Below are 26,229 nucleotides of genomic sequence, written 5' to 3' on the forward strand. Positions count from 1 at the left end.
GTCTCAAGCTTGGTTTGCAGGAGTTTGCGCGCACAATCGATTCCATACGGTCTGCATTGGCTTGATGCGGCCTTGCGGCGTCGCTGGAAAAACGCTCTCCTACAGCTTTCATTGAATATCGGCTGTCAAGTTAGTGGAATGATCGGCTAGCACATATGCCGAACTTCTGCTTTCCCCCGTCGCGCCGGGTGCTGCATCGCGGCGACCCATTTCGGCAGAGCCATTGCTATCGCACCCCAATTTTTGATCCGGGTCGCATCTGAGCCGGACCCGACTGCAATCCAACTCAGGTTCTAGTGGAAAAATATATCAATACGGTCTGAGACTTACAAGCTGAACACCAAATCCGTACAGTCATGAGGTCCGGAGAATATCAGCCCTGAGAGACCGCTTCCGGACCTCTGGGCGCTGCGCACAGTGCTCAGCCCTTTCCGCATAACCCTCGAATACAACGAGAAAATCCGGCCGCAGCCGGATCGGGAGAACGCTTTCGCGAGGGTAAGTGGCGGAGGGGATGGGATTCGGACGATTAGGACGCTCAACAGCAAACGGCGGCCAATGGACGGCCGTTGAGCACCACAGCAAGCAAATTCATCAACGCCTCTCAATTCGCTACTGGCATTTCAACATCGCAGTCGACCTGTCTTGGTGCTCCACGCCCCTACTACGCCTTCACAGCTGTTGCCCGTAGGCCAATAGCGGTCTTCTTGATCGGTCTCGTGATCCATCGCGAGGCCAATCATGAGCGTTACCCCTTTCAAAACCGAGACGTCGTCCCGCGGCGCACGCATGTTGCGCACGGCCCTTGGGCCTGGCATCGCCGCCTGGCTCGAGGATGCTGGCGTCGTCGAGGTGATGCTGAACCCTGACGGGCGGCTCTGGGTTGACCGGCTGGCCGATGGGCTGAGCGATACAGGCGCGGTGCTGTCTCCCGCCGATGGCGAGCGCATCATCCGGCTTGTCGCCCATCATGTCGGGGCGGAGGTCCATCCCGCGGCCCCGCGTGTATCGGCTGAATTGCCGGACACGGGCGAGCGCTTCGAAGGTTTGCTGCCCCCAGTGGTTTCTGCACCCACATTTGCCATTCGCAAGCCCGCCGTCGCGGTATTCACGCTTGAGGATTATGTTTCCGGCGGGATTCTCACGGCCGATGCCGCTCGTCACCTGCGCGACGCGGTCACCAGCCGGGCCAATATTCTTGTCGCGGGCGGGACCTCCACCGGCAAGACGACCCTGACCAATGCGCTGTTGGCGGAGATCGCCAAGACCTCGGACCGCGTGGTCTTGATCGAGGACACGCGTGAGCTGCAATGCCTAACCCCCAACCTCGTGGCCCTGCGCACCAAGGACGGGGTCGCGACCTTGTCCGATCTGGTCCGCGCTTCGCTCCGCCTGCGCCCCGATCGCATCCCCATTGGCGAGGTGCGCGGACCGGAAGCGCTCGACCTCCTGAAAGCCTGGGGCACCGGCCATCCGGGCGGGATCGGCACGATCCACGCCGGGTCCGCCATTGGCGCACTGCGACGGCTCGAACAGCTGATCCAAGAGGCGGTGGTGACAGTTCCGCGCGCGCTGATCGCAGAAACCATCGACCTGATCGCCGTTCTGTCCGGACGGGGCGCCGAACGTCGCCTGTCCGAATTGGCGCGTGTCACCGGCCTGACCGCCTCGGGCGATTACGCCCTCACCCCCCTTTTCCCATCAATACAAGGAAGCCATCCATGACCCTTCTGCCATCATTTCGCACAGCCCTTGGCGCAACCGCGCTCGGCCTGATCGCTTTTGCCCTGCCCGAACCGGCGCTCGCCGCCGGGTCCGGCATGCCGTGGGAAGCCCCCTTGCAATCCGTCCTCGAGTCGATCGAAGGCCCGGTCGCCAAGATCGTCGCGGTGATCATCATCATCGTCACAGGGCTGACGCTGGCCTTTGGCGACAGTTCGGGCGGGTTCCGGCGGTTGGTGCAGATCGTTTTCGGCCTATCCATCGCCTTTGCGGCCTCGAGTTTCTTTCTGTCCTTCTTCTCCTTTGGCGGCGGGGCGCTGATCTGATGGAGAACCCCACCGACATTCCCGGCTATTTCGCGCCGGTGCACCGCGCCCTGATCGATCCGATCCTGCTGGCCGGTGCTCCCCGCACCATCGCCATTGCCAATGGCACCCTGGCGGCCGCCATCGGGCTAGGCTTACGGCTCTGGCTCGTAGGCCTCGCATTTTGGCTGGTCGGCCACCTCCTCGCAGTATGGACCGCGAAGCGGGACGCACAGATCGCCGAAGTGGCGCGGCGACATCTCCGTTACCCGTCCTGGTTCGGGGTCTGAGCCGATGATGCGTCTGGCCGAATACCGCTCAAAATCCGCCCTACTGGCCGATTTTTTGCCCTGGGCTGCATTGATCGCGCCCGGCGTCATCCTGAACAAGGACGGCAGCCTGCAACGCACGGCGCGGTTTCGGGGGCCTGATCTGGATTCCGCCACGCCCGCCGAACTGGTCGCCACATCGGCCCGGCTGAACAGCGCGCTACGTCGGCTCGGTTCCGGCTGGGCCGTATTTATTGAGGCGCAGCGGATCCCGGCGCAGGACTATCCTGCCTCCGAGTTTCCCGATCCGGTCTCGGCCCTTGTCGATGCCGAACGCCGCGCGCAATTCGAAGAAGCAGGAGCGCATTTCGAGAGCGCGTATTTTTTGACGCTGGTCTGGATGCCGCCCGCTGACGACGCGAGCCGCGCCGAAGGCTGGCTGCTCGAAAACGCCCCGGATCGCAGCACGAAGCCCCAGGACTTGGTCTCCGGCTTTGTCAGCCGGGCCGACCGACTGACCGATCTGCTCGACGGGTTCATGCCGGAAATCGCCTGGCTTTCCGATACCGAGACCCTGACCTATCTGCATTCGACCGTGTCAACCCGGCGCCAACGCCTCCGCGTGCCAGAGGTGCCAATGCATCTGGACGCGGTGCTGGCCGATGATCCGTTGGTGGGTGGACTGACACCTCGGCTCGGGGCCGCGCATCTCAAGACCCTGAGCATCATCGGCCTGCCAAGCGCCACCTGGCCCGGACTGCTCGACGAGTTGAACGCGCAAGGCTTCGAGTATCGCTGGTGTACCCGCGCGATCTGCCTCGACAAGACGGAAGCTGCCCGGGTGTTCACCCGCATTCGCCGACAGTGGTTCGCCAAGCGCAAATCGGTGGCTGCGATCCTCAAGGAGGTGATGACCAACGAAGCCTCGACCTTGCTCGACAGCGACGCGGCCAACAAGGCGGCGGATGCCGACGAGGCGCTGCAGGAACTCGGCGCCGATGTGGCGGGCGCGGCTTACGTCACCGCCACGATTACCGTTTGGGACGAGGACGCAGCAGCCGCTGAGGCCAAGCTGAAGGCCGCCGAGAAGATCGTGCAGGGGCGGGATTTCACCTGCATCCCGGAAACCCTGAACGCGCTCGAGGCCTGGCACGGGTCCCTGCCCGGCCATCTCTATGCCAATGTCCGTCAGCCACCCATCTCGACGCTGAACCTCGCCCATATGATCCCGATCTCGGCCGTCTGGGCCGGGCCGGACCGGAACGACCATCTGGACGGCCCGCCACTGTTCCACGCCGAAACCGACGGCACGACCCCGTTCCGCTTCTCCACCCATGTGGGCGATGTCGGCCATACCTTGATCGTCGGCCCAACCGGGGCGGGCAAGTCGGTGCTGCTCGCGTTGATGGCGCTGCAGTTCCGCCGCTACCCGGGTGCGCAGGTCTTCGCCTTCGATTTCGGCGGTTCGATCCGCTGCGCCACGCTCGCCATGGGTGGCGATTGGGAAAACCTGGGCGATGCGCTGGCCGACGAGGCACCGGCGATTCAACTGCAGCCACTGGCGCGGATCGAAGACGCGTCCGAACGCGCCTGGGCGCAGGACTGGCTCGCCGGCATCCTGGGACGGGAAGGCGCGACGATCGACCCAAGCGCGCGGGACCATCTCTGGTCGGCGCTGACCTCGCTCGCTTCGGCCCCGATGGAGGAACGCACGCTGACCGGCCTCTCGGTCCTGCTGCAATCAACCGAATTGAAGCGCGCGCTGAAGCCCTTCTGCCTCGGCGGGCCTTTCGGTCGGCTTCTCGATGCTGAGGCCGAGGACCTGGGCAGCGCCGAGGTGCTGGCGTTTGAGACCGAAGGGTTGATCGGATCAGCGGCCGCCCCCGCTGTGCTCGCCTATCTCTTCCACCGGATCGAGGCCCGGCTCGACGGGCGGCCCACCATGATCCTGATCGACGAGGGCTGGCTTGCGCTCGATGACGCCAATTTCGGCGGGCAGCTGCGCGAATGGCTGAAGACGCTGAGAAAGAAGAACGCTTCGGTGATCTTCGCCACCCAATCGCTGGCCGATATCGACGGGTCCCTCATTGCGCCTGCCATCGTCGAGAGCTGCCCCACGCGGATCTTCCTTCCCAACGAGCGCGCCTTCGAACCCCAGATCGCCCGGATCTACCAGAACTTCGGGCTGAACGACCGCCAGATCGACATTGTCGCCCGCGCGGTGCCTAAGCGGGACTACTACTGCCAGTCGCGCCGCGGCAACCGGCTCTTCTCGCTCGGCCTCGGCGAGGTGGCGCTGGCCTTCACCGCCGCCTCCTCCAAGGGCGATCAGGCCGCAATCAGCGAGTTGCTCGCCACCCATGGCCGGGATGGTTTTGCCGCCGGCTGGCTGCGCCATCGCCGTCTTGATTGGGCCATCGACCTGCTCGGGCCCGACATCGCACCAGCCGATCCGGCACCCCCTCACCCTGACCAAAAGGAGACAGAACATGACCCACAATCCTGAGCGCCCTGCCCGGCCCCGCAAACTCGCCGCCGCATTGATAGCGAGCGCCCTCGTCCTGACACCGGTCCTGACGACACCGGCCCAGGCCTTCTTCTTCGGGGCCGGTGGCCGGATCGTCTACGACCCGCGGAACCACGCCGAAAACATCCTCTCGGCCGCCCGCGCGCTGGAGCAGATCAACAACCAGATCGCGCAGATCCAGAACCAGGCGCAGATGCTGATGAACGACGCGCTGAACCTTGCGAACCTGCCGCATTCCTCGCTGGCGCAACTGCAGGACGCCATCGGCGAAACCCAGCGACTCCTGGCCGATGCCCAGAGCCTCGCCTTCGACGTCGCCACCATCGAACAGGCCTTTGCGCAGGATTACGGCGCTGCAGCAGCCCAGGGTGATTTCGATGCGATGATCGCCGGCGCGCGCGAACGGTGGGAGACCTCGGTCGCGGGCCTCGAGGACAGCTTGCGCGTGCAGGCGGGGGTCGTCGGCAATATCGACGGTGCGCGCAGCCAGATGGACGCGCTCATCCGCGAAAGCCAAGGAGCCGTTGGGGCCCTGCAGGTCGCACAGGCTGGCAACCAGCTGCTCGCATTGCAATCGACACAGATCGCCGATCTGACCGCCGCCCTTGCGGCGCAGAACCGCGCCGAAGCGCTGGAAGCCGCCCGGATCGCCTCGGCCGAGGCGCAGGGCCGCGAGAATCTTGCCCGGTTCCTCGATTACGGCGGCGGCTACTCCCCCGGCACAGTACGGCTGTTCGGGGAGTAAGCGCATGGCCCTCGACACCCCGCGAACTCTGCGCCTGATCGCCTTCGGTATCGGCGGCCTTGCCGCCCTCGCCGCCGCTGTGGAACTCACCCAGACGATCCTGCCCACCGACACCGGGCATGTGGTCAGGGATGACGCCTTGCGCGGCACCCTCGCGCGTTGCCGTGACCTGACGCCCGAAGACTACGCCACCGACACAGAATGCCGCGCCGCCTGGGAGGCGGCCCGGCAGCGCTTCTTCGATCTGGCTCCAGAGCCGGCCGGGACGGAGTGAGGCGATGGGCGGCGTCAGTGTCATCGACCGGTTTCTCGAGGTCTTCGCCTCCTACATCGATTCCGGCTTCGGCCTTCTCGGCGGCGACGTCGCCTTTCTCGCCACCACGCTGATCGTCATCGACATCACGCTGGCTGCCCTCTTCTGGGCCTGGGGTACGGATGACGACATCATTGCCCGGCTGGTGAAGAAGACTCTCTTTGTCGGGATCTTCGCCTATATCATCGGCAACTGGAACACACTGGCCCGGATCGTTTTCGACAGTTTCGCGGGCCTTGGCCTGGTCGCCACCGGCGGCACCATTTCCGCCAGCGAATTGCTGCAGCCCGGGCGCATCGCGCAGGTGGGGCTCGAGGCCGGTCAGCCGATTCTCGCCTCCATCGCCGACCTCTCCGGGTTCGTCGCCGTCTTCGAGAACTTCATTCAGATCGGGATCCTGTTTTTCGCCTGGCTCGTTGTCCTGCTCTCGTTCTTCATCCTCGCGATCCAGCTTTTCGTCACCCTGATCGAATTCAAGCTGGCCACGCTGGCAGGCTTCATCCTCGTGCCCTTCGGCCTGTTCAACAAGACCGCCTTCATGGCCGAACGCGTGCTGGGCCTCGTCATTTCCTCCGGCGTCAAGGTGCTGGTGCTGGCCGTGATCGTCGGCATCGGCTCCACCATCTTCAGCGAATTCACCGCCGGGTTCGCGGGTGAACCCACGATCAACGACGCCATGTCGGTGGTCCTCGGCGCACTGGCGCTCCTCGCTCTTGGCATCTTCGGACCGGGCATCGCCAATGGCATCGTCTCGGGCGGTCCGCAGCTCGGTGCAGGCGCCGCAGTCGGCACCGGTATCGCCGTGGGCGGGGCTGCCGTCGCTGGTGTGGCCGGGACCCGGATGGCCCTGGGCACTGGCGGTGCCGCCCTGCGCGGTGCCAGCGCTGTCGGCAGCGGAACCGCCACTGCATACCAGCTCGGCGCGGCCTCGCGCAGCACAGGCCTCGGAAAAACCGTCGGTGGCGTGGCCGCGGTCGGCAAAACCGGTGCCGTCGCCGCGTTCAGCCCGCTTCGACGCGCAATCTCGGAAGGCGCGCAGTCCGGTGCCCGCGCAGCCTATGCCGCAACCGGGGGACGGATGGCGGGTGGCGCCCTGCCCGCCCCGGCCAATGACGGCCCGCCCGACTGGGCGCGCCGGATGAAGCGCCAGCAATCCCTCCAGCACGGCCTCTCAACCGCCGCCCATGCACTCCGCTCCGGCGATCATGGCGGCGGCGGCACGGTCGTCAGCCTCTCCGAAAGGTCCTCCTGATGTTCCGACGTCCCAGTGTCCGCTACGGCACCACGCCCGAGCCCGTCACCCCCTACCAGAAGGCCGCCCAGGTCTGGGACGAGCGCATCGGCTCGGCCCGTGTGCAGGCCCGCAACTGGCGCCTCATGGCGATGGGCTGCCTCGCCCTCTCCGCCGGGCTTAGCGCGGCGCTCGCCTGGCAAACGACGCGCAGCAGCGTCGTCCCCTACGTGGTCGAGGTCGACAATCTTGGTGCGGCACAGGCCGTCGCCCCGGCGCTCGCCGAGTATCGCCCGACCGATCCGCAGATCGCCTGGCACCTCGCCCGCTTCGTCGAGCATGTCCGGCAGGTCCCGGCCGATCCGATCGTGCTGCGCCAGAACTGGCTTCGTGCCTACGATTTCGCCACGGATCGCGGCGGGATTGCGCTGAACGACTATGCCCGGGTGAACGATCCCTTCGCCAGCGTTGGTGACACACAAGTATCCGTCGAGGTCTCCAGCGTCATCCGTGCATCAGAGTCGAGCTTCCGTGTCGCCTGGATCGAGCGCCGCTACGAGAACGGTCAGCTCGCCGCCACCGAACGCTGGACCGCCATCCTGACCGTCGTGATCCAGCCGCCGCGCGATGCGGAGCGCCTGCGGGCAAACCCGCTTGGCGTCTATGTCCATGCCATCAACTGGTCGAGGGAGAATGCCCAATGACCCGACTTCGCCCCATCCCCGTTCTTCTCCTCGCGGCCACCGCGCTGACCGCCTGCACGGGGCAACGTCCGCCCGAAATCGCCTATGACGACCACGTTCCGGCCCTCGCTCCGCCGCCGGCACCACCCCCGGCCGAGGGGCCGCCCCGCCCGGTTCATACGCCCCCCGCCTGGACGCCCTCCCGCGGCGGCGATCCGGAAGCGAACACACCGGAAGCCCGCATCATCGCCGCCAATGCCGCCGCCCGCGTCGAGCCCCGCCAGCAGGGCTATTACAACGCCATGCAGGTTTTCCCATGGAGCGAAGGCGCGCTCTACCAGATCTATGCAGCACCCGGCCAGATCACGAATATCGCGCTCGAACCCGGCGAACGCCTGACCGGCCCCGGCCCGATCGCAGCAGGCGACACCGCGCGCTGGATCATTGGCGACACCACGAGCGGCGCAGGCCGCACCGAGCGCGTCCATATCCTCGTGAAACCCACCCGCCCCGACATCACCAGCAATCTCGTCGTGAACACGGACCGGCGCACCTATCACATCGAATTGCACGCCGACGAGGAAACCTGGATGCCCAGCGTCGCATGGGCCTATCCGGAGGTACGATCCAAGCCCCGCACCCCGACAATTCGCCGTCCGGCGATCCCGCCTGAGGGCGAGCGGCACTACCGTTACGGCTTGCAGGGCGATGCCCCGCCCTGGCGGCCGGTCTCGGTCTTCGACGACGGGCGCCGTGTCTATGTCGTCTTCCCGCCCGGCATCGCCCAGGGCCAAATGCCCCCGCTCTTCGTGATCGGCGCGGATGGACGCGGCCAGATCGTCAACACCCGCGTGCATGGCAACGTGCTGATCGTGGACCGGCTCTTCGGGGCCGCAGAACTGCGTCTCGGCGAAAGACAACAGCAGGTCGTGCGGATCGTACGGACGGATGGCGACCAGCGCCCGCCGCGCGCGCCCCAGCCAGAGGTGGAGCGATGACACAAACCCCTGATATGCAAGAGCCGCCACGGACCGAGGAAGACATCGCCCAGGAGCTCCGTCTCCGGCCCGATCCGCCCCGTGTCATGCGCCTGTCCCGCCGGGCCATCGCCCTTGCCACCGCAATCGGCGGTCTGGGTCTGAGCGCGATCCTGATCGTGGCGCTGCAGAACAACCGGCAGGAGGGCACCCAGACCGAGCTCTTTTCGACCGAACGAATTCAGGCGGCTGAGGGGCTGTCCACATTGCCTCGGGATTACGCCGATGTCCCGCGTCTCGGCCCACCCTTACCCGGTGAACTGGGCCGCGCCATCCTTGGAGCGCAAGATCGCGGCCAGCCGGTCCCGGCACCGCCCCTTTCCGGTCCTTTGGCCCCCACAGTCGATCCGGAGGAACAACGCCGCCTTCAGGAACTCGACGCCGCCCGGCTGAGCGCCCTTTTCGCCGAGGCGCAAACCGTGCCGCGCGGCGGAGCACAGGCCACACCAACGGCCGCCGCAACCGGCGCGCTGTTCCCCTCCACTTTGGGCAGCCCGACGGCAAGCGATCCGATTTCGGGCCGAGAGACCTTCCTCACCCGTCCCGGAGACACGGACACCGTCAGTGCGCATCGCATGACGCCGCCACCCAGCCCCTACATCCTGCAGGCCGGAACGGTGATCCCGGCCGCCCTGATCACCGGCCTGCGCTCCGATCTACCCGGCCAGATCTCGGCCCAGGTGACTTCGAATGTTTATGACAGCCCCTCCGGGCGGTTCCTGCTGATCCCGCAAGGCGCTCGGCTTCTGGGCGAATATGACAGCCGCATCGCATCCGGACAAAGCCGCCTGCTTCTGGTCTGGACCCGCCTCATCCTTCCGGATGGTCGCTCCATTGTGCTGGAACGCGCGCCCGGCACTGACGGAACAGGCGCGTCCGGCCTCCAGGACCGGGTGAACTACCATTGGGGTCGCGTCTTCCTGGCCGCTGGCCTCGCCACGATCCTGAACCTCGGCCTGGAAAGCGGAGCCGACAGCGAGGATGACGTCGCCCGTGCCATCCGCGAGGCCGCTCAAGACACCATCGGACGGACCGGGGACGAGATCGTCCGGCAGCAGCTCGCCGTCCCGCCGACACTGACCATCCGCCCGGGCTTCCCCGTCCGCGTCATGGTCACGCGCGACCTGATCCTCGAGCCCTTGGGAGAAGTCCGATGACGAAGCTGAAGCTTGGTCCGATCCATGACGACAAACCGGTCAAGCTGACCGTGGAGCTTCCCGCCGACGTGCACCGTGACCTTTGCGACTACGCGGCTGTCCTCGGCCAACAGACCGGCCAGGACCTTGAGCCCGCCCGCCTCGTCGCACCCATGCTCGACCGCTTTATGTCGACTGACCGCGGGTTCGCCGCAGCGCGCAAAACAGGATCGAGGGCGAACCGCAAGAAACCAGACCCATCGAAGCCTCTGGATACCGATCACGGCTAAGTATCTGTGAAATCGCAAGTCTCTTGGCAGATCGCATTGCACACGGATCGCACAACGGTGCGCCCTACCCGCCTCAGGTTGCTAGGGAGTCGGTCCGGTCCTCCATCATATTTGCTCGCGCCAACGTAACCGACCGGCGTTACGAAGTTCTTTGGATATGCAACTGATACCGCAAAATGTCGCCGTCCGGTTCGTGCTGACGCATCTGAGAGACGGTGTTCCCGGATCGTTTGTAGAGCTGCTGCCGGCAAGTGACTTGCACAGCAAAGAGCATCCCGTCCGGAAGGCAACGCGGGTCAGAATCGAACAACGCGCGATGATCGACCATCGGCGTATGTCAACCTGCTTTGACCCCATGCCTCAACAACTGTTGACGTGTGCATGGGATAGATCGGTTGTTGCTTTCGCCCGAAACTTGCGTCCAATTACACCATGGACCATGTTCGAAAAATTCTCCGTCCTCCCCCGCCTCGGGTACTTTGATGAGCAACGCAGCGCCGGACCTTAACAACGCCGCTCACTTGTGGATAGTTGCAGGCAACGAACCACCCGATCCCGATACGGCGTCGCGGTTCTTAGGTCTGCTGGATGCAGGTGAGTGCGCCAGACTCGATCAGTTTCTTTTCTTAGAAGACCGCATGCTGTTCCTGCTTTCTCACGCCTTGTTGCGCATTACCTTGTCTCAATATCGCGACGTATCGCCAGACGCCTGGTGCTTTGCGCCCGGCCAAAACGGTCGACCTGAAATCGCCGGTCCAGTGGGAGCGACCTCGGGCCTCAGGTTCAATCTAACGCACACCAAAGGATTGGTCGCTTGCGTCGTGACGCATGACATGGATTGTGGTGTCGATGCCGAATTTCGAAAGGCAATGCCAGACTTACAGGATCTCGCCGCGACGGCACTGCATCCTCGGGAACTCCGGGACTTTAGCGAGTTATGCAAAACTAAGCAGCTTGACCATTTCCTCGCGTTATGGACGGCGAAAGAAGCCTGCATGAAAGCCTGCGGCCGCGGCTTTTCGATGGCACCGGACACCGTCGCCCTGCAGATCGACAGTTCCGGCGCATCGGCACATGTTCTTTCTGCGCCGGAGAACCTGAACTGGCACATCAGGCTCTATCGGCCCACGCCAAACCATCATCTAGCCCTTGCGCTAGATCCATCCTGCCCCACTGAGATCGCGGTGCGGCGCTTGAAATCTGATCTCGTCTCGCTGGCCTGAGGCGTCAGCGTTGTCCTGTGCGACCGGCCGAATAACACGTAGTGGCCATTGTCGGTTTCTGCTAGAGTCAAATTACTATGAATTATCAAGTTCGAGGATAGAGGTCGGCGATGTAGAAACTGGCTAAAGAGGGACAAGTCGACGTATCTCGCTGCAATCATTTTTAAGCACAGAGACGGGTCTTGTACTGACAGAGAACCGTCTGGACGAAAGACAAACTCGACGAAGTCAGTGATGGTGAGTGAATGTCGATACAGGCCGAATTAAAAGCGCATGAGACCAGCGCAGAAAGCCTTGCCCGAGGCGTGAGTTTGGACCAACTGGACATAGGCGATATCCGCCGTTTTTCCGAGGGCTCGCATATACCCCTATTTGCACGTCTAAGAAGGGAGCATCCGGTTCACTTCTGCGCGGATAGCCCATTCGGTCCTTACTGGTCCATTACACGAGCAACGGATATTAAAGCAATCAATGCGGATCATCGCCGGTTTTCGTCGCGCCACAACGTAATCATCGGCGACATCCCGGAGAGCTTCCGGTTTCCGGCATTCATGGTCTCGGACCCACCGGATCACGGGAAATGGCGAAGAGTCGTCGCACCTGGCTTCTCAAAGGCGGCTCTTTCAGAGTTGGAGCAATCTTGCCGACGACACATTGGATCACTCCTTGCTGGATTGCCTTTGGGCAAACCCGTTGATTGGGTACAGGACGTCTCGGCAAAGCTAACGTCATGGATGATCGGTGCGCTCTTTGATCTGGACGAACAACAGGTTGCAGCGTTAATCGAATGGTCGAACCTACTCATCGACTTCGAAGCAGAGAACCCCACCCACTCACGCTATCAGAGCCGCCAAGATCAACTCGCCAATTTCGATGCCTTCTTGCGCCGTGTCTCGCTGGAACGACGTGATGACCCGACCGCGCGCGACCTCCTGTCCCTGCTGAGCCAACGACCCTACGGGAACGAACTGCTTGACGACATTGACCATTTCATGGGCACAGTCAGTCTGATCGTGGGCGCGGGTGAAACCACTCGCAGCGCCGCGTCTGCGATTGTCGTGGCGATCAACCGGTATCCGGAAGCCTGGGAGCGGCTGCGTGAAGAGCCGGGGCTCGTGCCAAACGCGGTGCAGGAAGTGATCCGATGGCAGACGCCATTGGCACATATGCGGCGAACGGCAACGGAAGATGTCGAATTTCACGGAGCGCACATCAGACGGGGAGACCGAGTGGTGCTTTGGTATTGTTCCGGCAACCGCGATGAATCACTTTTTCGCAACGGTGATGACTTCGACGTCATACGCGTCAACGCCCGTAACCACATTTCATACGGACACGGCATACATCGCTGTATCGGACGCCATGCGGCGGAGATGCAGTTGCGTGTTTTGCTTGAGGCGATGTTGAAACGCTTTGAACATGTTAACCTTTTGTCACTGCCCAAAAGGACGATGTCAAACTACTTTGCCGGGTATAGCACCATATCGGTAGGGTTACTTTAGCCCTCGGACAAATCAATCGGGGGCTGGGATTTGATCTTCATTGGCCGCTGAACGTGTTTCACAAGATAGAGGCCTTCGTCAACGATCGCATTCCGCTTGGATTCAATGATGCTCTTTCGATCGGCAATCCGAAAAACTTCTAGGCCCTCTTCCCGCATTTCAGCCTCGACCTTCTCGACCGAAAACTGCATCGACCTGGCGAAATCCTCCAGCAACAAACAAAGCCGCGTCGCATCCCATAGCAGACTATGAATATTCACTGCAAAGTACTTTTTCCATATAGTATCTCTATCCGACAGTTCTTTGACACTTTTTATTACACGGAATTCTTGACCCAAAAAATCTATTTGGGCCGCCTCAAAAGAGTCAGCGGAAATTTTCGACAATGAGGGCGGCTCAGCAAAATCGTCGTCCTGAGGGGCGAAGAAGTCGAGAGAATCGATGAAGCCCTCGTCGTACTGGCGTAGGTAATTGAGCGTTTGTCGTAACTGAGATACGCCAAATGAGATTTCGGAAAGTTTCTTAACCTTTTCATGGTCCAGCGTCCCGCTGAACAGCGACAATTGCTCGTTGAAGTGGATGGAACTCATGTAAGCCCAGCCAAGATTGACATGATAACGATCATTAAGAACCGGGGCATCGACAATGCAGCAGCCGTCCTCGCCTATCAATCGTTCTTCTTCTGAAAAGGAAACCATTCTGTCGCAACAGGTTGTAATGAAGAGCGTTTCGCGAACCAAACGTTCAAAAAGGACTTGTCTCGTAGGTTCCTTTAGTTGATCGAAATGCTCATTCAGGTATTTTTGAAACCTTCGCTCAAACAAGAAATAGGCTGCGAAAAGAACGATTAGGCTGGCGAGCACACCAGAAAAAACCGAAACGAAAAAATCTATAGCCAACATGTTTGAAAGAACTTCCAAGGCCTGCCTCCAAATCGAAGTCCAAGCGTCAATATACAGCGCTTTATCCTGACGGGAACAGAAGATGATACCGAACTACCGTCTCCTATCGCAGCGCGTGTATTGACCACTCAAATGACACCGTTCCTGTCTCTACATCCTCTAATGATTACTTCTTAAGCGTTCTCTCTGCCGCGTCCTTCTCCATTTGCCGGACAAGGCTAAGCGGACGCATGTCGGTCCAATTCTCCTCGATGTAGGACAAGCACTCGGCGCGAGGCCCAATCGGCCCGACTTGGCTCCATCCCGGCGGTACGTCCATGGCATGTGGCCAAAGGGAATACTGGCCTTCATCATTAATAAGCACAAGAAATGTGCCTTCCTCGTTGTCAAATGGGTTCATGTCCGTTCCTCGCCTTCAAAGGCTTGATGGGCTTACGCCCGAGCGCAACCACTGCATGCCTCTTGAACCTGTTGTGCCATGCTTTCTCCAGTAGCAAAAAAATGCAACAAGGATATGCTCACCCCGCCCCCGAGCCTCTTGAACGAGCACACGCCATCAAGATTGCAAGTAGTGCTCTTGTGGCTAGGTGCCTGCCCCGGCAACAATCGTCTGTACAAGAATCATGGGAAACGCCGACTTGGGTATCGCCGCGCCAGATAAGTGCTTGAGAACCGTTGATCTTGGTCGGCGGGCACTCTTGCTTGCAACGCCAGCCCTGTTGGCTCGACCAGTATGGTCGGCCCCAGCGGAGCCGCGCGTCGCGGCACTTGATTGGGCCCTGACCGAAACGATGATTGTTCTCGGGCATGATCCGATTGCCGTGGTTGCCGCGGCCGACTGGCCGCGATTTGTCGTCGAACCGGCTTTGCCCGCCACAACCGCTGACCTTGGTCTTCAGCAAGAAATAAACTTCGAGCTTCTGGCGTATCTCTCACCTGATCTGGTTCTGATCTCCCCGTTCTTGCAACGCCTTGCCCCGCAGATCGAACTGATCGCAGAGACAGTCAACCTGTCAATCTATGAAGACACCGGTTCTCCGCTGGCGCTCCGCGAGACCGTTACTCGGGATTTAGGAGTCCGCCTTGGCCGAGATGCCGAGGCGAGCCGTTTTCTTTCCGAGACAGCGGCTGACTTCGATGCCTTGGCGGCGCGTGCCGCCTCCCTGCAGCACCGACCGATCTTAGTGGTCACCTTTGTCGATTCCCGACACGTTCGGGTCTATGGTCCCGCCAGCCTTTTTCACAATGTTTTGTCCCGCCTAGGGATGCAAAACGCCTGGACCCGCGAAGTCGGCTATTTCGGCTTCGACATGGTCGGCATTGAAGAACTCGCCACGATCGGCGACGCGCATCTTGTAACATTCGATCCGGTACCAGCCGGTGTCTTGCCAAGGTTGGCTGAAAGTCCAATTTGGTCCCAACTCGATTTTGCCCGTTTCGATCGGATCAGTATTCTTCCACCTGTCCTTATGTTCGGGGCGCTTCCGTCCGCGCTGAGGTTTGGCCGTCTGTTGATCGACGAGCTTGAAAGCCGGTCAACATGAACATGGGATCGCGAGAACTTCGACCCTGGCATCTTGCTTTGCCCTTGCTGCTTATGAATCTGGCACTGTGCGCGGTCCTTGTCAGCCGCGCATTCGGTGGCGACTGCCTATCGGCGCCGATAGATTATGATGTCGGCAAGATGGTACTTTTTCATGCTGTTCTGCCGCGTCTTGCGATGGCAATCCTGTGTGGCTTTGCATTAGCGTTTTCGGGGGCGATCCTGCAGCAGGTCTTGCGTAACCCACTCGCTTCGCCCACAACCCTCGGCGTCGATGCCGGGGCGCGGCTTTCACTCGCAATTACTGGGGCCTTTATTCCAGCCAGTTTAGGTATCGGGCGTGATCTGGTGGCTATCCTAGGCAGCCTTTCGGCCCTGGGTCTCGTCGTTTTTCTGAGCCGCGGCCGCAACTTCTCCTCGATTAACCTCGTTCTAGCGGGGCTGGTCGTGAGCCTTTTTGCAGGTGCGGTTTCAGTGATCATCACCCTTGCGAATGACCGATACCTGGTTGGGCTATTCGTCTGGGGCAGCGGATCGCTCAGCCAGATCAGTTGGGTACCGTTTCTCGAACTCGTGCCACGCATAGCGTTGAGCCTTCTGCCACTGATTTTCTTGTGGCGCGCGCTTGAGGTGCTGGAGATCGGGGACGAAAGCAGTAGCTCCGTAGGCGTGCGCGTTGCCAGGTTGAGGTTCTTTGCTGTTGCCGTTGCCGTTCTCTTGTCGGCTTTCGTGACTGCCTCAGTCGGCGTAATTGGGTTCATTGGGCTATGTGCCCCGATGATCGCACGCCTCGCCGGCGCGCGGCGTTTTCGGGACCGGTTGGTCTGGTCTGGGGTGCTGGGTGCGATGCTCTTGTGGCTAACCGACGCCGCGTTGCAAGTCTTCGGCGGGCAATCCTCTGCATTCCTTCCCACGGGCGCGGTGACTGCGTTGCTGGGTGCCCCGCTTCTGCTGTTCATGTTGCCGCGCCTGCGGTTTTTCGCACCGCCTCAAGCCTTGGCGGTCGGCATGGCCGGCAAACCTGTCTTGCCGCCGCGTCTGGTAAGTTTGGTGTTGATCGCGATTGTACTTCTGCTGGGGCTCACCCTGTTGGTCGGGCGCGGGCCGTTTGGCGCGTGGCAACTTCTAGGTCCTTCCGGTCTAGAGGCGGTCTGGCTCTGGCGCGTTCCCAGATGGAGCGCGGCCTGTGCGGCGGGTGCCATGCTGGGGGTCGCCGGCCTGATCTTGCAGCGGCTGACCGGCAACGCCATGGCCAGCCCCGAGATATTGGGCATCAGCGCCGGCGTGATCTTGGCCGTGGCCGGGGCGCTGTTCTTTTTCGGCGCATTCGGCGCCTCAGTTCAATACTTGGTTGGAACCCTTGGCGGTTTGTCGGTTCTCGTGTTGATCCTTGCATTGGCTCGAAGATCAGGATTCGCACCTGAGCGGGTTTTGCTAGCTGGAATCGCCATGACCGCGCTCATTGATGCCGTCGTTGGTGTGTTGTCTGCGACAGGCGATCCAAATGCTATCTTGCTACTTGGATGGCTGGCAGGTTCGACCAGCGGAGTCGGCGTGGCAGAGGCACAATTTGCCCTCGTAGCCGCCGCGGTTCTCATTCTCCCAGTTTTGCTAATGGCCCGCTGGCTTACTATCCTCCCCCTCGGGGCTCCGACCGCCCAATCCGTCGGGGTCCCAACCAAGAAGGCAAGGTTAACCCTATTGGTCATTGCCGCGCTCTTGACCGTCACCGCAACTCCGATTGTCGGACCACTGACGTTCGTCGGACTTATGGCCCCGATTATCGTGGTCTACTTGGGTCTTGCCAATACTACGCTGGCTATCGGCGCAAGCGCCCTGACAGGCGCGCTCTTGATGGCTCTAGCGGATGCGGCCGCACGCACTATTGCCTTTCCGATTCTTCTACCGACCGGCGTTACCGCGGCAATCGTCTCCTGCCCTGTCCTACTTATTTTGCTTCAACGTCGTTGGAGGTTTGCATGACCGAAAGTGCTCCATCCGTACTGGCCAAGAATGTTGAATTCGATGTCGAAGGACGTACGATACTCGCCGATGTATGCTGCACCTTTCCTGGCTCAGTCGTGACCGGACTAGTCGGACAAAATGGTTCCGGGAAGTCGACGCTGATGCGCATACTCGCCCGGCAGGTTCCTGCAACCCGCGGCCAAGTGAGCTACGGTGACGAGGCGTTGGCGTCGCTATCGACTCGCTCCGTTTCACGGAAGATAGCGTACATGCCCCAAAATGTGCCTGCGGCACCCGGTATGACGGTGCGCGAACTTGTATCGATTGGGCGCTATCCATGGCATGGTGCACTTGGCCGCTTTACTGATCGGGACGCCGAAGCCGTCGACCGCGCCCTTCGGATAACTAAAACGGACACCTTTGCCGACCGAATCCTCGACAATCTCTCGGGCGGAGAACGGCAAAGATGCTGGCTCGCTATGTTGATCGCACAGCAAGCAAAAATGCTTATGCTTGACGAACCGACATCCGCCCTAGACCTCGGACATCAACACGCAATCCTGAGTCTTCTGAAACAATTGAGCCGCGACACAAAAATTGGCGCGATTGTGATACTCCATGACATCAACCTCGCCGCCCAGTACTGCGACCGGATTATTGCTTTGAGCGCCGGCCGCGTCGTTGCCGAAGGCACACCCGCAGAGATAATGACCCCCGAGCAACTCTCCGGCATCTTCGGCATTCCCATGCTCGTTGCGCCGCATCCCGGGACCAAAAAGCCCTACTGCTATGCAGCTCTAGATGAATTCGCGCCTACAGTAGGTGTGTTGGGTTGAGACATTCCTCCAAACTGATAAAAATTGTTTCAACAGTTTCAGGCCTTTCTTGAAACCACGACTCGACCCGTATTGACTATTGCCAGATTGGAAGTGCCCGGATGTCCGATCATAATTTAAGCAGTGAAGACAACCGAAGTAATGGTCCCGGGCATTCGGATCGGCATCGATACATTGTCACCTTAGAACACACCATCCCGGATCTGTTCGAACAGCAGGCGCGGCTCCTCTCAGACAATGTCGCACTTTGCCAGAACGACAAAGAGCTCTCCTATAACGAACTTGATGCGGCCGCGAACCGTATCGCCTGGACCTTGATTGCCCGCGGTATCGGTCCCGAAGACGTCGTGGCCTTGAAGCTGCCACGCGGCTTTGACTTGATCGCGGCGATGCTGGGTGTGCTTAAGGCAGGCGCTTGTTATGTGCCGCTCGACCCCTCGCTCCCGAAGGAGCGGGTGGAGTTCATCCTTGCAGACGCCACGCCACGTACTGCGATCTCGCTGACCGCCGATTCGGGAGGGCTCCCATCTGGTACTATCCTCCTAGACGATCCGATAGTGCAACGCGATCTGGCTGCGCGACCGGCCATTGCCCCCACTGACAAGGAAAGAACCGTACGGCTCACCCCAGGAAACGCCGCGTATGTCATCTACACCTCCGGGTCTACAGGTCAGCCCAAGGGCGTGGTCATCGAACACCGGCAGGTCGTACGGCTGTTTGCCGCGGCGCAGCGCGATTATGACTTCGGACCTGACGACTGCTGGACGCTGTTCCATTCCTACGGCTTTGATTTCTCGGTCTGGGAGATTTGGGGAGCTCTTTTTTACGGTGGTCGTCTGGTAATCGTGTCACAGGACGAGGCACGTTCAATTCCTGACTTCATCAGACTACTTCACGATCAGGCCGTCACTATCCTGAACCTCACGCCGACTGTCTTTTTTGCCCTTGACCAGGACATCGCCGAGAGACACCAGTCTTTGCCCGGATCTCTCCACACAGTTATTCTGGGCGGTGAGGACCTGGACAGCCGTCGTCTGGAAGGCTGGTATCAACGGCACGGCACCGACGGCCCCTCAATCGTGAATATGTATGGCATCACGGAAACCTGCGTTCACGTCACTCATTGTTCACTCGATTCAACCACCGCCCGCGATGGTCCCTCCAAACAGATCGGCGAAGCGTTGCTTGATCTCGACGTCTATGTGTTAGACGACATGTTGCAACCCTGCGATGAGTCGCAGATCGGGGCTCTCTATGTGGCGGGGCCTGGCCTAGCGCGGGGATATCTCGGCCGAGCACCTCTTACCGCGTCGCGGTTCATCGCCAATCCTTTAGGCAAACCTGGCGAACGGATTTACCGAACCGGCGATCTCTGCGCGTGGACGGATGGCGGCCTCGTGTACCACGGACGAGAAGACGATCAGGTGAAGTTGCGCGGCCATCGCGTCGAACTTGGCGAAATCAGCATGCGCTTGCGCGCCCACCCGGATATTCGGGACGCCACGGCTCTGATCCGTCCAGAGCCTCATGGGGGCCGATCGATATGTGCGTTCGTGACAGCCACGACGTCTGGCACGTCTTTATCGGACGAGGCTCTTGAGTCGTATTGTGGTCTGTTTTTGCCGTCTTATATGATCCCGTCCCGGGTTTTCGTTCTGGAGTCCTTTCCGTTGACGCCGAACGGGAAGCTGGATCGCGAGGCGTTGCTGAGGATTGCTGAGGACCTGGGGGGCAGGTCGGGATCCCTTTCGGATCCTGGGTCTGTCCTGGGTGGATCCGATGCGCTTCTGGGTCTGGTTGCCGAGGTACTGGGTCTTCCGACTGTCGGCTTTGAGGATCATTTTTTTCGCTTGGGGGGGCATTCGCTCCTTGCGACGCGTCTGGTGTCTCTGATCCGGTCCCGTCTGGGGCGGGATCTGCCGATCCGGGCGGTGTTTGAGCATCCGGTTCTGGCGGATCTGGCAGAGGTCTTGCGCGCAGCGCCGCGCGCCGGGCGTCCGCTGGTTGCGCAGGCGCGTCCGGCGCGGCTGCCGGCCACGCCGGCACAGGCGCGGCTCTGGTTTGAAGATGGCGCGGGAACGGGCGCGGGATCAGCCTATGTCATCGGGGTTTCGGCCGATCTCTCGGGGGCGCTGGACATCCCGGCGCTTTCGGCGGCCCTGGGCGATCTTGTCGACCGCCACGAGGCGCTGCGGACGCTGATCGAGGCTGAGGAGGGCGTGCCCTACCAGCGCATTCTCGCGCCGGGTGCGGCCGGGACGTTGCTGGAGGAAGAGACGGTAGCGGCTGCGGCTCTGGCCGACCGGATGGCCGGGTTTTTCGGGACGGGTTTCGATCTGGGTCGCGATCTGCCGATCCGGGCGCGGCTGTTCGGGCTTGACCCGGCGCGCCACGTTCTGGCGCTGGCGGTGCACCACCATGCCGCCGACGGTTGGTCGATGCGGCCGCTGCTGGCCGATCTTTCGCTCGCCTACGAGGCGCGGCGCGAGGGAGACACGGCAGCGCAGGTTCAGGCCCGGATGGCGGCCCGATCCCCTCTCGACGTGCAACCGGCCGACCATATGCTGTGGCGCGACGCGGCGCTCGGCCGGGCCGGAGAGGCCGACAGCGTCCTCGGCCGCCAGCTTGCGCATTGGCGCGAGGTCCTCGCGGGGCTGCCCGAGGAGTTGCCCCTGCCGCGGGATCGGGCACGCCCGGGCCGCGACGGCCCCGCCCCGGCGGGCCAGGTCGCGATCGACGTGCCCGCGCCCCTGGTGTCAGAGCTTGCCGGGCTGGCTGCGCGCCTGGGGGGCAGCCTCTACATGGTGCTTCTGGCCGGGCTAGCGGGGCTTTGTCGCCGCCTGGGCGCGGGCGATGATATCCCTGTCGGCGTGCCGCTTGCCGGGCGGACGGAGGCCGCGCTCGACCCGCTTGTCGGGCTCTTCGTCAATACCGCCGTCCTTCGGGTGGACGCCTCGGGCACCCCCGGCCTTGCCAAATTGGTGCGGCGCGCCCGCCCGGTCTGCCTGGCCGCCCAGACCCATCAGGACCTGCCCTTCGAGCAGCTTGTAGAAGCGCTGGCCCCGCCGCGCCGCGCCGGACGGCATCCGCTGTTCCAGACCATGCTGGCGCTGCACAACCAGCCGCCGCCCGACCTCACGCTCAATGGGTTGACGGTCGCCCTCTCCGAGCCCGCCCCCCAGGCCGCGAAGTTCGACCTGGATTTCGCGTTCACGCCGGGACCCGGCGGCATCCTCCGGGCCCGGCTGGTCCATGACGCGCAGATGTTCGACGCCACCACCGCCGAGCAGATCCTGCAGCGCTATCTGAGGCTGCTCGAAGCCGGGGCCGCGGCGCCCGACCGCGCCATCGACGCCTTGGACCTGACCTTGCCGGGCGAGACCGAGAAGGCCCGGGCCCTGGCACGGGCCGACCCCGGGGAATGGCCCGATCCATCGGCCGTCGGTACCCCGGCCGATGCGGCGGCGACGCTCACCGAGATGATCGACGCGGCGGGGGCCGCCCATGCCGGGGCCGTTGCGCTCGATCCCGGACCCGACGCCGGCGTCCCCCTCAGCCACGGTGCGCTCCATGGCCGGGCGAACCGCCTTGCGCGACGGCTTCTGGCCGAAGGCATCGGCACCGAGGACATCATCGCCCTCGGCCTCGCCGATACCGCCCTGCTGCCAGAAGCGGCGCTCGCCGTCCTGAAGGCGGGTGCCGCTTTCCTGCCGCTGCCAATGGGCGCGCCCGAGGCTCGTATCGCGGCGCTTCTGGACGCCGCCCGCCCCGTCCGGGTCCTGGCCGACGCCGGCGGGGCCGCGCGGCTGCCGGGGGCGCTCCGGCCGCTTCTCATCGATGGCCCCGCCTCGGCCGCGGCCCGCACCGCCCTGGACGACGCCCCGCTCACACGCGCCGACCGGCCAGCGATCCATCCCGATCAGGCGGCCTATGTTCTGTTCACCTCGGGCTCCACCGGCGCACCGAAGGGCGTCACCATATCCCAGGGCGCGATCGCAGGATATGTTCGGACCTTGGCCGGGCTTCTCGGCCCCGACACGGCCAGGATGCCGCTTTTCACGGCCCCGAGCTTCGATCTGACCCTGACCAGCCTGCTGGTGCCGCTCGCCACCGGGGGGGCTGTCGAACCCCATGATCCGGATCATCCCGAAGACGCCCTTGCCGCCATATTCGGGGCCGCAAGCCAGGTCACCGCAGTCAAGATGACACCGGCGCATCTGGCGCTTCTCGACGCATTGCCCCATGCGGTGCCGCCTCCCGCGCTCCAACATGTCATCCTCGGGGGCGAAGCGCTCAGCGCCGCCCAACTCGACCGTCTCGCCGCCCGACTGCCCGGGATACGGGTCCTGAACGAGTATGGCCCGACCGAGGCCACCATTGGCGCCGTCGCGGGATGGGTCACCGCCGCCGATGGCACACGCACGCCGATCGGCCGGCCCTATCCCGGCGTCACCGCCCATGTGCTTGACGAGGCACTGCGCCCCTGCCCCCCGGGCCTGCCGGGTGCGCTCTATCTGGGGGGAGTGGGTGTTGCGCGGGGCTATTTCGGGCGCCCCGAGCTGACCGCCGAACGCTTCATCGCCGATCCCACGGGCCCCGCCGGCGCACGGCTCTACCGGACCGGCGATCGCGGGCTCTGGGGGGCCGACGGGCGCCTGCGCTTCCTCGGACGCGAAGACGACCAGGTCAAGATCCGCGGCCACCGGGTCGAGCCGGGCGAGATCGAAGCCGCCCTGTCCGCACTCGATGGCGTCGCCGAGGCCGTGGTCATCGCCGTGGACGGCCCCGATGGCACCCCCCGTCTCGCCGCCTGGTACCGCCCCGACGAACCGGACAGGGACGGTTCCGTCGTCCCGGATCCCGACACGCTCCGCGCCGCGCTGGCCCGCCACCTGCCCGAGGCCCTTCTGCCCGAGGCACTGGCGCCCCTCGACCGCTTGCCCCTCACCGCCCACGGCAAGCGCGACCGCGCCGCCCTGCCGACCCCGGTCTTTGGCCGCACCGCACCGGTCTTCGCCCCGCCCGAAACCCCCCAGGAGCGCCAGATCGCCGCCATTCTGCAGGAACTGACCGGCCAAAAGGCATTGGGACGCGACGACAATTTCTTCCACCTTGGCGGGCATTCCCTGATGGCCGCCCGCCTGGTCGCCCGGTTGCGCCAGGAGACCGGGCGCGCCCTGCCGATCCGCGCCGTCTTCGAGGCACCGCGCCTGCGCGACCTGGCCCGCCGTCTGGCCGGGATCGCGCCGGATGACAGCACCGAACCGCTCACCGCCGATCCCGACGCCGGCGGCGAACCCTTCCCGCTTTCCCCGGTGCAAGAGGCCTACTGGCTGGGGCGCCAGGACCTCGTAGCCCTGGGCCGCGTCGCCTGCCATGCCTATACCGAACTGACCTTCGACACCCTCGATCCCGCCCGCATGCAAGCCGCCTGGCGCACCCTCATCGCCCGCCACCCCATGCTGCGCGCCCGCGTGTCCGCCGACGGCACGCAGGAGATCCTGCCCGTCGAGGACACCGCCGCGACCTTTGTCCTGCCCGTCGCCGAAGGCCCGGCCGAGCCCCAACGCGCGGCAATGTCCCACCAGATCCTGCCCTTGGGCCGCTGGCCGATGTTCGATGTGCGCCTGACCCGCGTGACACGCGACGACTGGCGCATGCACCTGTCGATCGACGCGTTGATCCTTGATGGCGAGAGCACCGCGCTGATGCTGGACGACCTGTTCGCGCTCTATCGCGACCCCGCCTCCCGGGACGCCGCCGCACCCGCAGCCGACGCCCCCAGTTTCCGCGACTACCTGCTGAACCAGGCCCGCGATCCCGCCCGCGCCGCCGACCGCGCCGCCGACCGGGCTTGGTGGGAAGCCAGACTGGATCACCTGCCGCCGCCGCCCGCCCTGCCGCTCGCCTGCGATCCCGAAAGCCTCGACGATCCCCGCTTCGCGCGCCTCACCGACCGGATCGATCCCGCCGACTGGGCCGCCCTTGCCGCCCGCGCCGCCCGCGCCGGGCTGACCCCTTCGGCGGTTTTGCTCACCGCCTATGCCCAGACACTGGCGACCTGGACCCGCGAAGCCGACTTCAGCCTGAACCTCACCGTCGGTGACCGCCGCCACGATCTGGGCGCCGGGGTCGACACCATGCTCGGCGTCTTCACAAGCCTCGTGCCGCTCGGCATGAAGGCAGCCCGCAGCGCGGCCTTCGAGACCCGCGCCCGCCGCCTGCAACACGACCTCGCTCAGGCGCTGGACCACCGCGCCTTTTCCGGTGTCGAGGTCCAGCGGCTGCTGGCGCAGCGTGCGGGCGAAACGGCCGCCGGGCTGCTGCCCGTCGTCTTCACCAGCCTGCTCGGCGAGGCCGGCTTCGATCCGGCCGCCCACGGGGCCCGGGTCGTCCACGCCATCACCCAGACCCCGCAAACTTGGCTGGACAACAAGGTCTACGAGATCGCCACCGCCGACGGCCCCGCCCTGACGCTGGACTGGGATGCCCCCCCCGCCCTCTTCCCCGAGGGCTTGCTCGCGGCCATGTTCGATGTCTACACGCGCCTCATACGCCGCCTCGCCCGTGACGAGGCCGCGTGGCACACGCCCCCGGCCCCGCTGCTGCCCGAGGCCGAGACCCGGCTCATCGCCAGCGCAAACGACACAAAAGCCCCCCGCGCCGACGGGCTGCTGCACGATCCCGTCCTCGACGCGGCCGCCGCCCATCCCGAGCGCATCGCCCTCGTCCACGGCACCGCCAGCATCCGCTATCGCGAGTTGGCCGCCCGCATCCGCGCCACCGCCCACGCGCTGCATCGTACCCTCTGCGCCGACGACCGCCTCGTGGCCGTGGTCATGGAGAAAGGCCCCGAACAGATCGTCGCCGCCCTAGCCATCCTTGCCACCGGACGCGCCTTCCTGCCGATCTCCGCCGGTCAGCCCGATACCCGCATCGCCGCAATCCTCAAGGCCGCCGGTGTCCGCATCGCCCTCACCCAGCCCGCCATCGAACGCGGGCGCGGATGGCAGAGCGCCGTCCTCCTGATCGACGTGCCCGGTGGACCGCCCGACACCGAGCCTGACATCCTGCCGGTCAGTCCGCAGGCGGGCCCCGACGACCTGGCCTATGTCATCTATACCTCCGGATCCACCGGTGCCCCCAAGGGCGTCGCCATCTCGCACCGCGCCGCCCGCACGACGCTCGACGACGTGACCCGGCGCTTCCGTATCGATCGGACCGCCCGCGGGCTCTGGGCCTCGTCATTCGAATTCGACCTCTCCATCTTCGATATCTTCGGCCTTCTCGGCCAGGGCGGAAGCCTCGTCATCCCGCCCCCAGACGCCGCCCGCACACCGGAATGCTTCGCCCGTCTCGTCCAGGACCACCGCGTCACCGTCTGGAACTCCGTTCCCGCCATCGCCGAACTGATGCTCCAGGCCGCACCCGCAACCGCCGACCTGACCAGCCTGCGGCACATCCTGCTTTCGGGAGACTGGATCCCGCTGGGCCTGCCGGGCGCCCTCGCCAAAGCCGCTCCGGACGCCGCCTGCATCTCCCTCGGCGGCGCAACCGAAGCCGCCATCTGGTCCATCGCCCATCCCATCAACCGCATCGACCCCGACTGGACATCCATCCCCTACGGACGTCCCCTCGCAAACCAGCGCATCCACGTCCTCAACGACGACCTCGACCCTTGCCCGGTCCACACGACAGGACGACTCCACATCGCCGGCGACGGCCTCGCCATGGGCTACTGGAACGACCCGGACCTCTCCGCAAAAAGCTTCTTCCATCATCCCGGGACACAAGAACGCCTCTACGATACCGGCGACCTCGGAACGCGCCTGCCGAACGGCGAAATCAAATTCCTCGGACGCGAAGACCACCAGGTCAAACTCAGAGGCTTCCGTATCGAACTCGGCGAAATCGAAAAAACCCTCGCAAAACACCCCAAAATCAAAAACGCCGCCGCCATAATCACAAAAAATCCAAGCAAAATCATCGCATTCGTGACG

At 63.5% G+C, this 26,229-nt stretch carries 19 protein-coding genes; 17 read left to right on the plus strand and 2 right to left on the minus strand.

The window, feature by feature from the left end:
- The first annotated feature begins 789 nt into the window (after positions 1-789).
- The 13 genes from trbB (at position 790) to BLS57_RS10340 (ending at position 12,983) form a co-directional block, all read left to right on the plus strand.
- On the plus strand, positions 790-1,725 hold the full coding sequence (gene trbB / locus BLS57_RS10275; protein WP_425274342.1) for a P-type conjugative transfer ATPase TrbB: 936 nt from the start codon (positions 790-792) through the stop codon (positions 1,723-1,725).
- Positions 1,722-2,048: a TrbC/VirB2 family type IV secretion system protein gene (locus BLS57_RS10280; RefSeq protein WP_093741871.1), complete on the plus strand. Its 327-nt coding sequence runs from the start codon at positions 1,722-1,724 to the stop codon at positions 2,046-2,048. Before trbB ends, BLS57_RS10280 begins: the two co-directional genes overlap by 4 nt.
- Complete coding sequence (locus BLS57_RS10285) at positions 2,048-2,317, plus strand: VirB3 family type IV secretion system protein (protein ID WP_093741874.1); 270 nt, start codon at positions 2,048-2,050, stop codon at positions 2,315-2,317. Before BLS57_RS10280 ends, BLS57_RS10285 begins: the two co-directional genes overlap by 1 nt.
- A gap of 4 nt (positions 2,318-2,321) precedes the next feature.
- Entirely contained in the window at positions 2,322-4,802 is a 2,481-nt protein-coding gene (gene trbE, locus BLS57_RS10290; RefSeq protein WP_093741876.1) for a conjugal transfer protein TrbE, read from the plus strand.
- On the plus strand, positions 4,786-5,568 hold the full coding sequence (gene trbJ, locus BLS57_RS10295; RefSeq protein ID WP_093741878.1) for a P-type conjugative transfer protein TrbJ: 783 nt from the start codon (positions 4,786-4,788) through the stop codon (positions 5,566-5,568). The genes trbE and trbJ overlap by 17 nt, the downstream gene beginning before the upstream one ends.
- 4 nt (positions 5,569-5,572) lie before the next feature.
- On the plus strand, positions 5,573-5,842 hold the full coding sequence (gene trbK-alt / locus BLS57_RS10300) for a putative entry exclusion protein TrbK-alt (RefSeq protein WP_092059614.1): 270 nt from the start codon (positions 5,573-5,575) through the stop codon (positions 5,840-5,842).
- Positions 5,843-5,846: 4 nt separating this feature from the next.
- Positions 5,847-7,133, plus strand: a complete 1,287-nt coding sequence (trbL, locus tag BLS57_RS10305; RefSeq protein ID WP_093741881.1) for a P-type conjugative transfer protein TrbL — start codon at positions 5,847-5,849, stop codon at positions 7,131-7,133.
- Entirely contained in the window at positions 7,133-7,816 is a 684-nt protein-coding gene (gene trbF / locus BLS57_RS10310; protein ID WP_093741883.1) for a conjugal transfer protein TrbF, read from the plus strand. The genes trbL and trbF overlap by 1 nt, the downstream gene beginning before the upstream one ends.
- A complete protein-coding gene (gene trbG / locus BLS57_RS10315; RefSeq protein WP_093741885.1) occupies positions 7,813-8,793 on the plus strand; it encodes a P-type conjugative transfer protein TrbG in 981 nt (326 codons plus the stop codon). Before trbF ends, trbG begins: the two co-directional genes overlap by 4 nt.
- A complete protein-coding gene (locus tag BLS57_RS10320) occupies positions 8,790-9,989 on the plus strand; it encodes a TraB/TrbI/VirB10 family type IV secretion system protein (protein ID WP_244153656.1) in 1,200 nt (399 codons plus the stop codon). Before trbG ends, BLS57_RS10320 begins: the two co-directional genes overlap by 4 nt.
- Positions 9,986-10,258 carry a DUF2274 domain-containing protein gene (locus BLS57_RS10325; RefSeq protein WP_093741887.1) on the plus strand — a complete coding sequence of 91 codons (273 nt, stop codon included), beginning with the start codon at positions 9,986-9,988 and terminating at the stop codon, positions 10,256-10,258. Before BLS57_RS10320 ends, BLS57_RS10325 begins: the two co-directional genes overlap by 4 nt.
- A gap of 482 nt (positions 10,259-10,740) precedes the next feature.
- On the plus strand, positions 10,741-11,481 hold the full coding sequence (locus tag BLS57_RS10335) for a 4'-phosphopantetheinyl transferase family protein (protein ID WP_093741891.1): 741 nt from the start codon (positions 10,741-10,743) through the stop codon (positions 11,479-11,481).
- A 245-nt stretch (positions 11,482-11,726) separates the two neighbouring features.
- On the plus strand, positions 11,727-12,983 hold the full coding sequence (locus BLS57_RS10340) for a cytochrome P450 (RefSeq protein WP_093741893.1): 1,257 nt from the start codon (positions 11,727-11,729) through the stop codon (positions 12,981-12,983).
- Here the strand turns inward: BLS57_RS10340 and BLS57_RS10345 are convergent.
- The gene (locus BLS57_RS10345) at positions 12,980-13,903 is read right to left on the minus strand and encodes a hypothetical protein (RefSeq protein ID WP_139186627.1); all 924 of its coding nucleotides are present in this window, start codon (positions 13,901-13,903) and stop codon (positions 12,980-12,982) included. The two genes, BLS57_RS10340 and BLS57_RS10345, sit on opposite strands and share 4 nt — an antisense overlap.
- Before the next feature lie 148 nt (positions 13,904-14,051).
- The gene (locus BLS57_RS10350) at positions 14,052-14,285 is read right to left on the minus strand and encodes an MbtH family protein (RefSeq protein WP_093741896.1); all 234 of its coding nucleotides are present in this window, start codon (positions 14,283-14,285) and stop codon (positions 14,052-14,054) included.
- A gap of 223 nt (positions 14,286-14,508) precedes the next feature.
- Here BLS57_RS10350 and BLS57_RS10355 point away from each other — a divergent pair, with 223 nt between their 5' ends.
- From BLS57_RS10355 to BLS57_RS10370, 4 genes are all read left to right on the plus strand, one after another.
- A complete protein-coding gene (locus BLS57_RS10355; RefSeq protein WP_208597552.1) occupies positions 14,509-15,429 on the plus strand; it encodes an ABC transporter substrate-binding protein in 921 nt (306 codons plus the stop codon).
- Positions 15,426-17,411 (plus strand): Fe(3+)-hydroxamate ABC transporter permease FhuB, encoded by a 1,986-nt coding sequence (gene fhuB, locus BLS57_RS10360; protein WP_093741898.1) that lies wholly within the window; start codon positions 15,426-15,428, stop codon positions 17,409-17,411. The genes BLS57_RS10355 and fhuB overlap by 4 nt, the downstream gene beginning before the upstream one ends.
- Positions 17,408-18,229 carry an ABC transporter ATP-binding protein gene (locus BLS57_RS10365; RefSeq protein WP_093741900.1) on the plus strand — a complete coding sequence of 274 codons (822 nt, stop codon included), beginning with the start codon at positions 17,408-17,410 and terminating at the stop codon, positions 18,227-18,229. The genes fhuB and BLS57_RS10365 overlap by 4 nt, the downstream gene beginning before the upstream one ends.
- A gap of 101 nt (positions 18,230-18,330) precedes the next feature.
- Positions 18,331-26,229 (plus strand): non-ribosomal peptide synthetase (locus BLS57_RS10370; protein WP_093741902.1); only part of this gene is annotated, 7,899 nt, incomplete at its 3' end.

Origin of the sequence: Sulfitobacter delicatus (genome assembly GCF_900102535.1) — a bacterium.
Lineage (GTDB): Bacteria > Pseudomonadota > Alphaproteobacteria > Rhodobacterales > Rhodobacteraceae > Sulfitobacter > Sulfitobacter delicatus.

Bases quoted from the DNA above. Each gene is read 5' to 3' on its own strand.
- trbB (WP_425274342.1), top strand. From the start codon at position 790: ATGTTGCGCACGGCCCTTGGGCCTGGCATCGCCGCCTGGCTCGAGGAT.
- BLS57_RS10280 (WP_093741871.1), top strand. From the start codon at position 1,722: ATGACCCTTCTGCCATCATTTCGCACAGCCCTTGGCGCAACCGCGCTC.
- BLS57_RS10285 (WP_093741874.1), top strand. From the start codon at position 2,048: ATGGAGAACCCCACCGACATTCCCGGCTATTTCGCGCCGGTGCACCGC.
- trbE (WP_093741876.1), top strand. From the start codon at position 2,322: ATGATGCGTCTGGCCGAATACCGCTCAAAATCCGCCCTACTGGCCGAT.
- trbJ (WP_093741878.1), top strand. From the start codon at position 4,786: ATGACCCACAATCCTGAGCGCCCTGCCCGGCCCCGCAAACTCGCCGCC.
- trbK-alt (WP_092059614.1), top strand. From the start codon at position 5,573: ATGGCCCTCGACACCCCGCGAACTCTGCGCCTGATCGCCTTCGGTATC.
- trbL (WP_093741881.1), top strand. From the start codon at position 5,847: ATGGGCGGCGTCAGTGTCATCGACCGGTTTCTCGAGGTCTTCGCCTCC.
- trbF (WP_093741883.1), top strand. From the start codon at position 7,133: ATGTTCCGACGTCCCAGTGTCCGCTACGGCACCACGCCCGAGCCCGTC.
- trbG (WP_093741885.1), top strand. From the start codon at position 7,813: ATGACCCGACTTCGCCCCATCCCCGTTCTTCTCCTCGCGGCCACCGCG.
- BLS57_RS10320 (WP_244153656.1), top strand. From the start codon at position 8,790: ATGACACAAACCCCTGATATGCAAGAGCCGCCACGGACCGAGGAAGAC.
- BLS57_RS10325 (WP_093741887.1), top strand. From the start codon at position 9,986: ATGACGAAGCTGAAGCTTGGTCCGATCCATGACGACAAACCGGTCAAG.
- BLS57_RS10335 (WP_093741891.1), top strand. From the start codon at position 10,741: ATGAGCAACGCAGCGCCGGACCTTAACAACGCCGCTCACTTGTGGATA.
- BLS57_RS10340 (WP_093741893.1), top strand. From the start codon at position 11,727: ATGTCGATACAGGCCGAATTAAAAGCGCATGAGACCAGCGCAGAAAGC.
- BLS57_RS10350 (WP_093741896.1), bottom strand. From the start codon at position 14,285: ATGAACCCATTTGACAACGAGGAAGGCACATTTCTTGTGCTTATTAAT.
- BLS57_RS10355 (WP_208597552.1), top strand. From the start codon at position 14,509: ATGGGAAACGCCGACTTGGGTATCGCCGCGCCAGATAAGTGCTTGAGA.
- fhuB (WP_093741898.1), top strand. From the start codon at position 15,426: ATGAACATGGGATCGCGAGAACTTCGACCCTGGCATCTTGCTTTGCCC.
- BLS57_RS10365 (WP_093741900.1), top strand. From the start codon at position 17,408: ATGACCGAAAGTGCTCCATCCGTACTGGCCAAGAATGTTGAATTCGAT.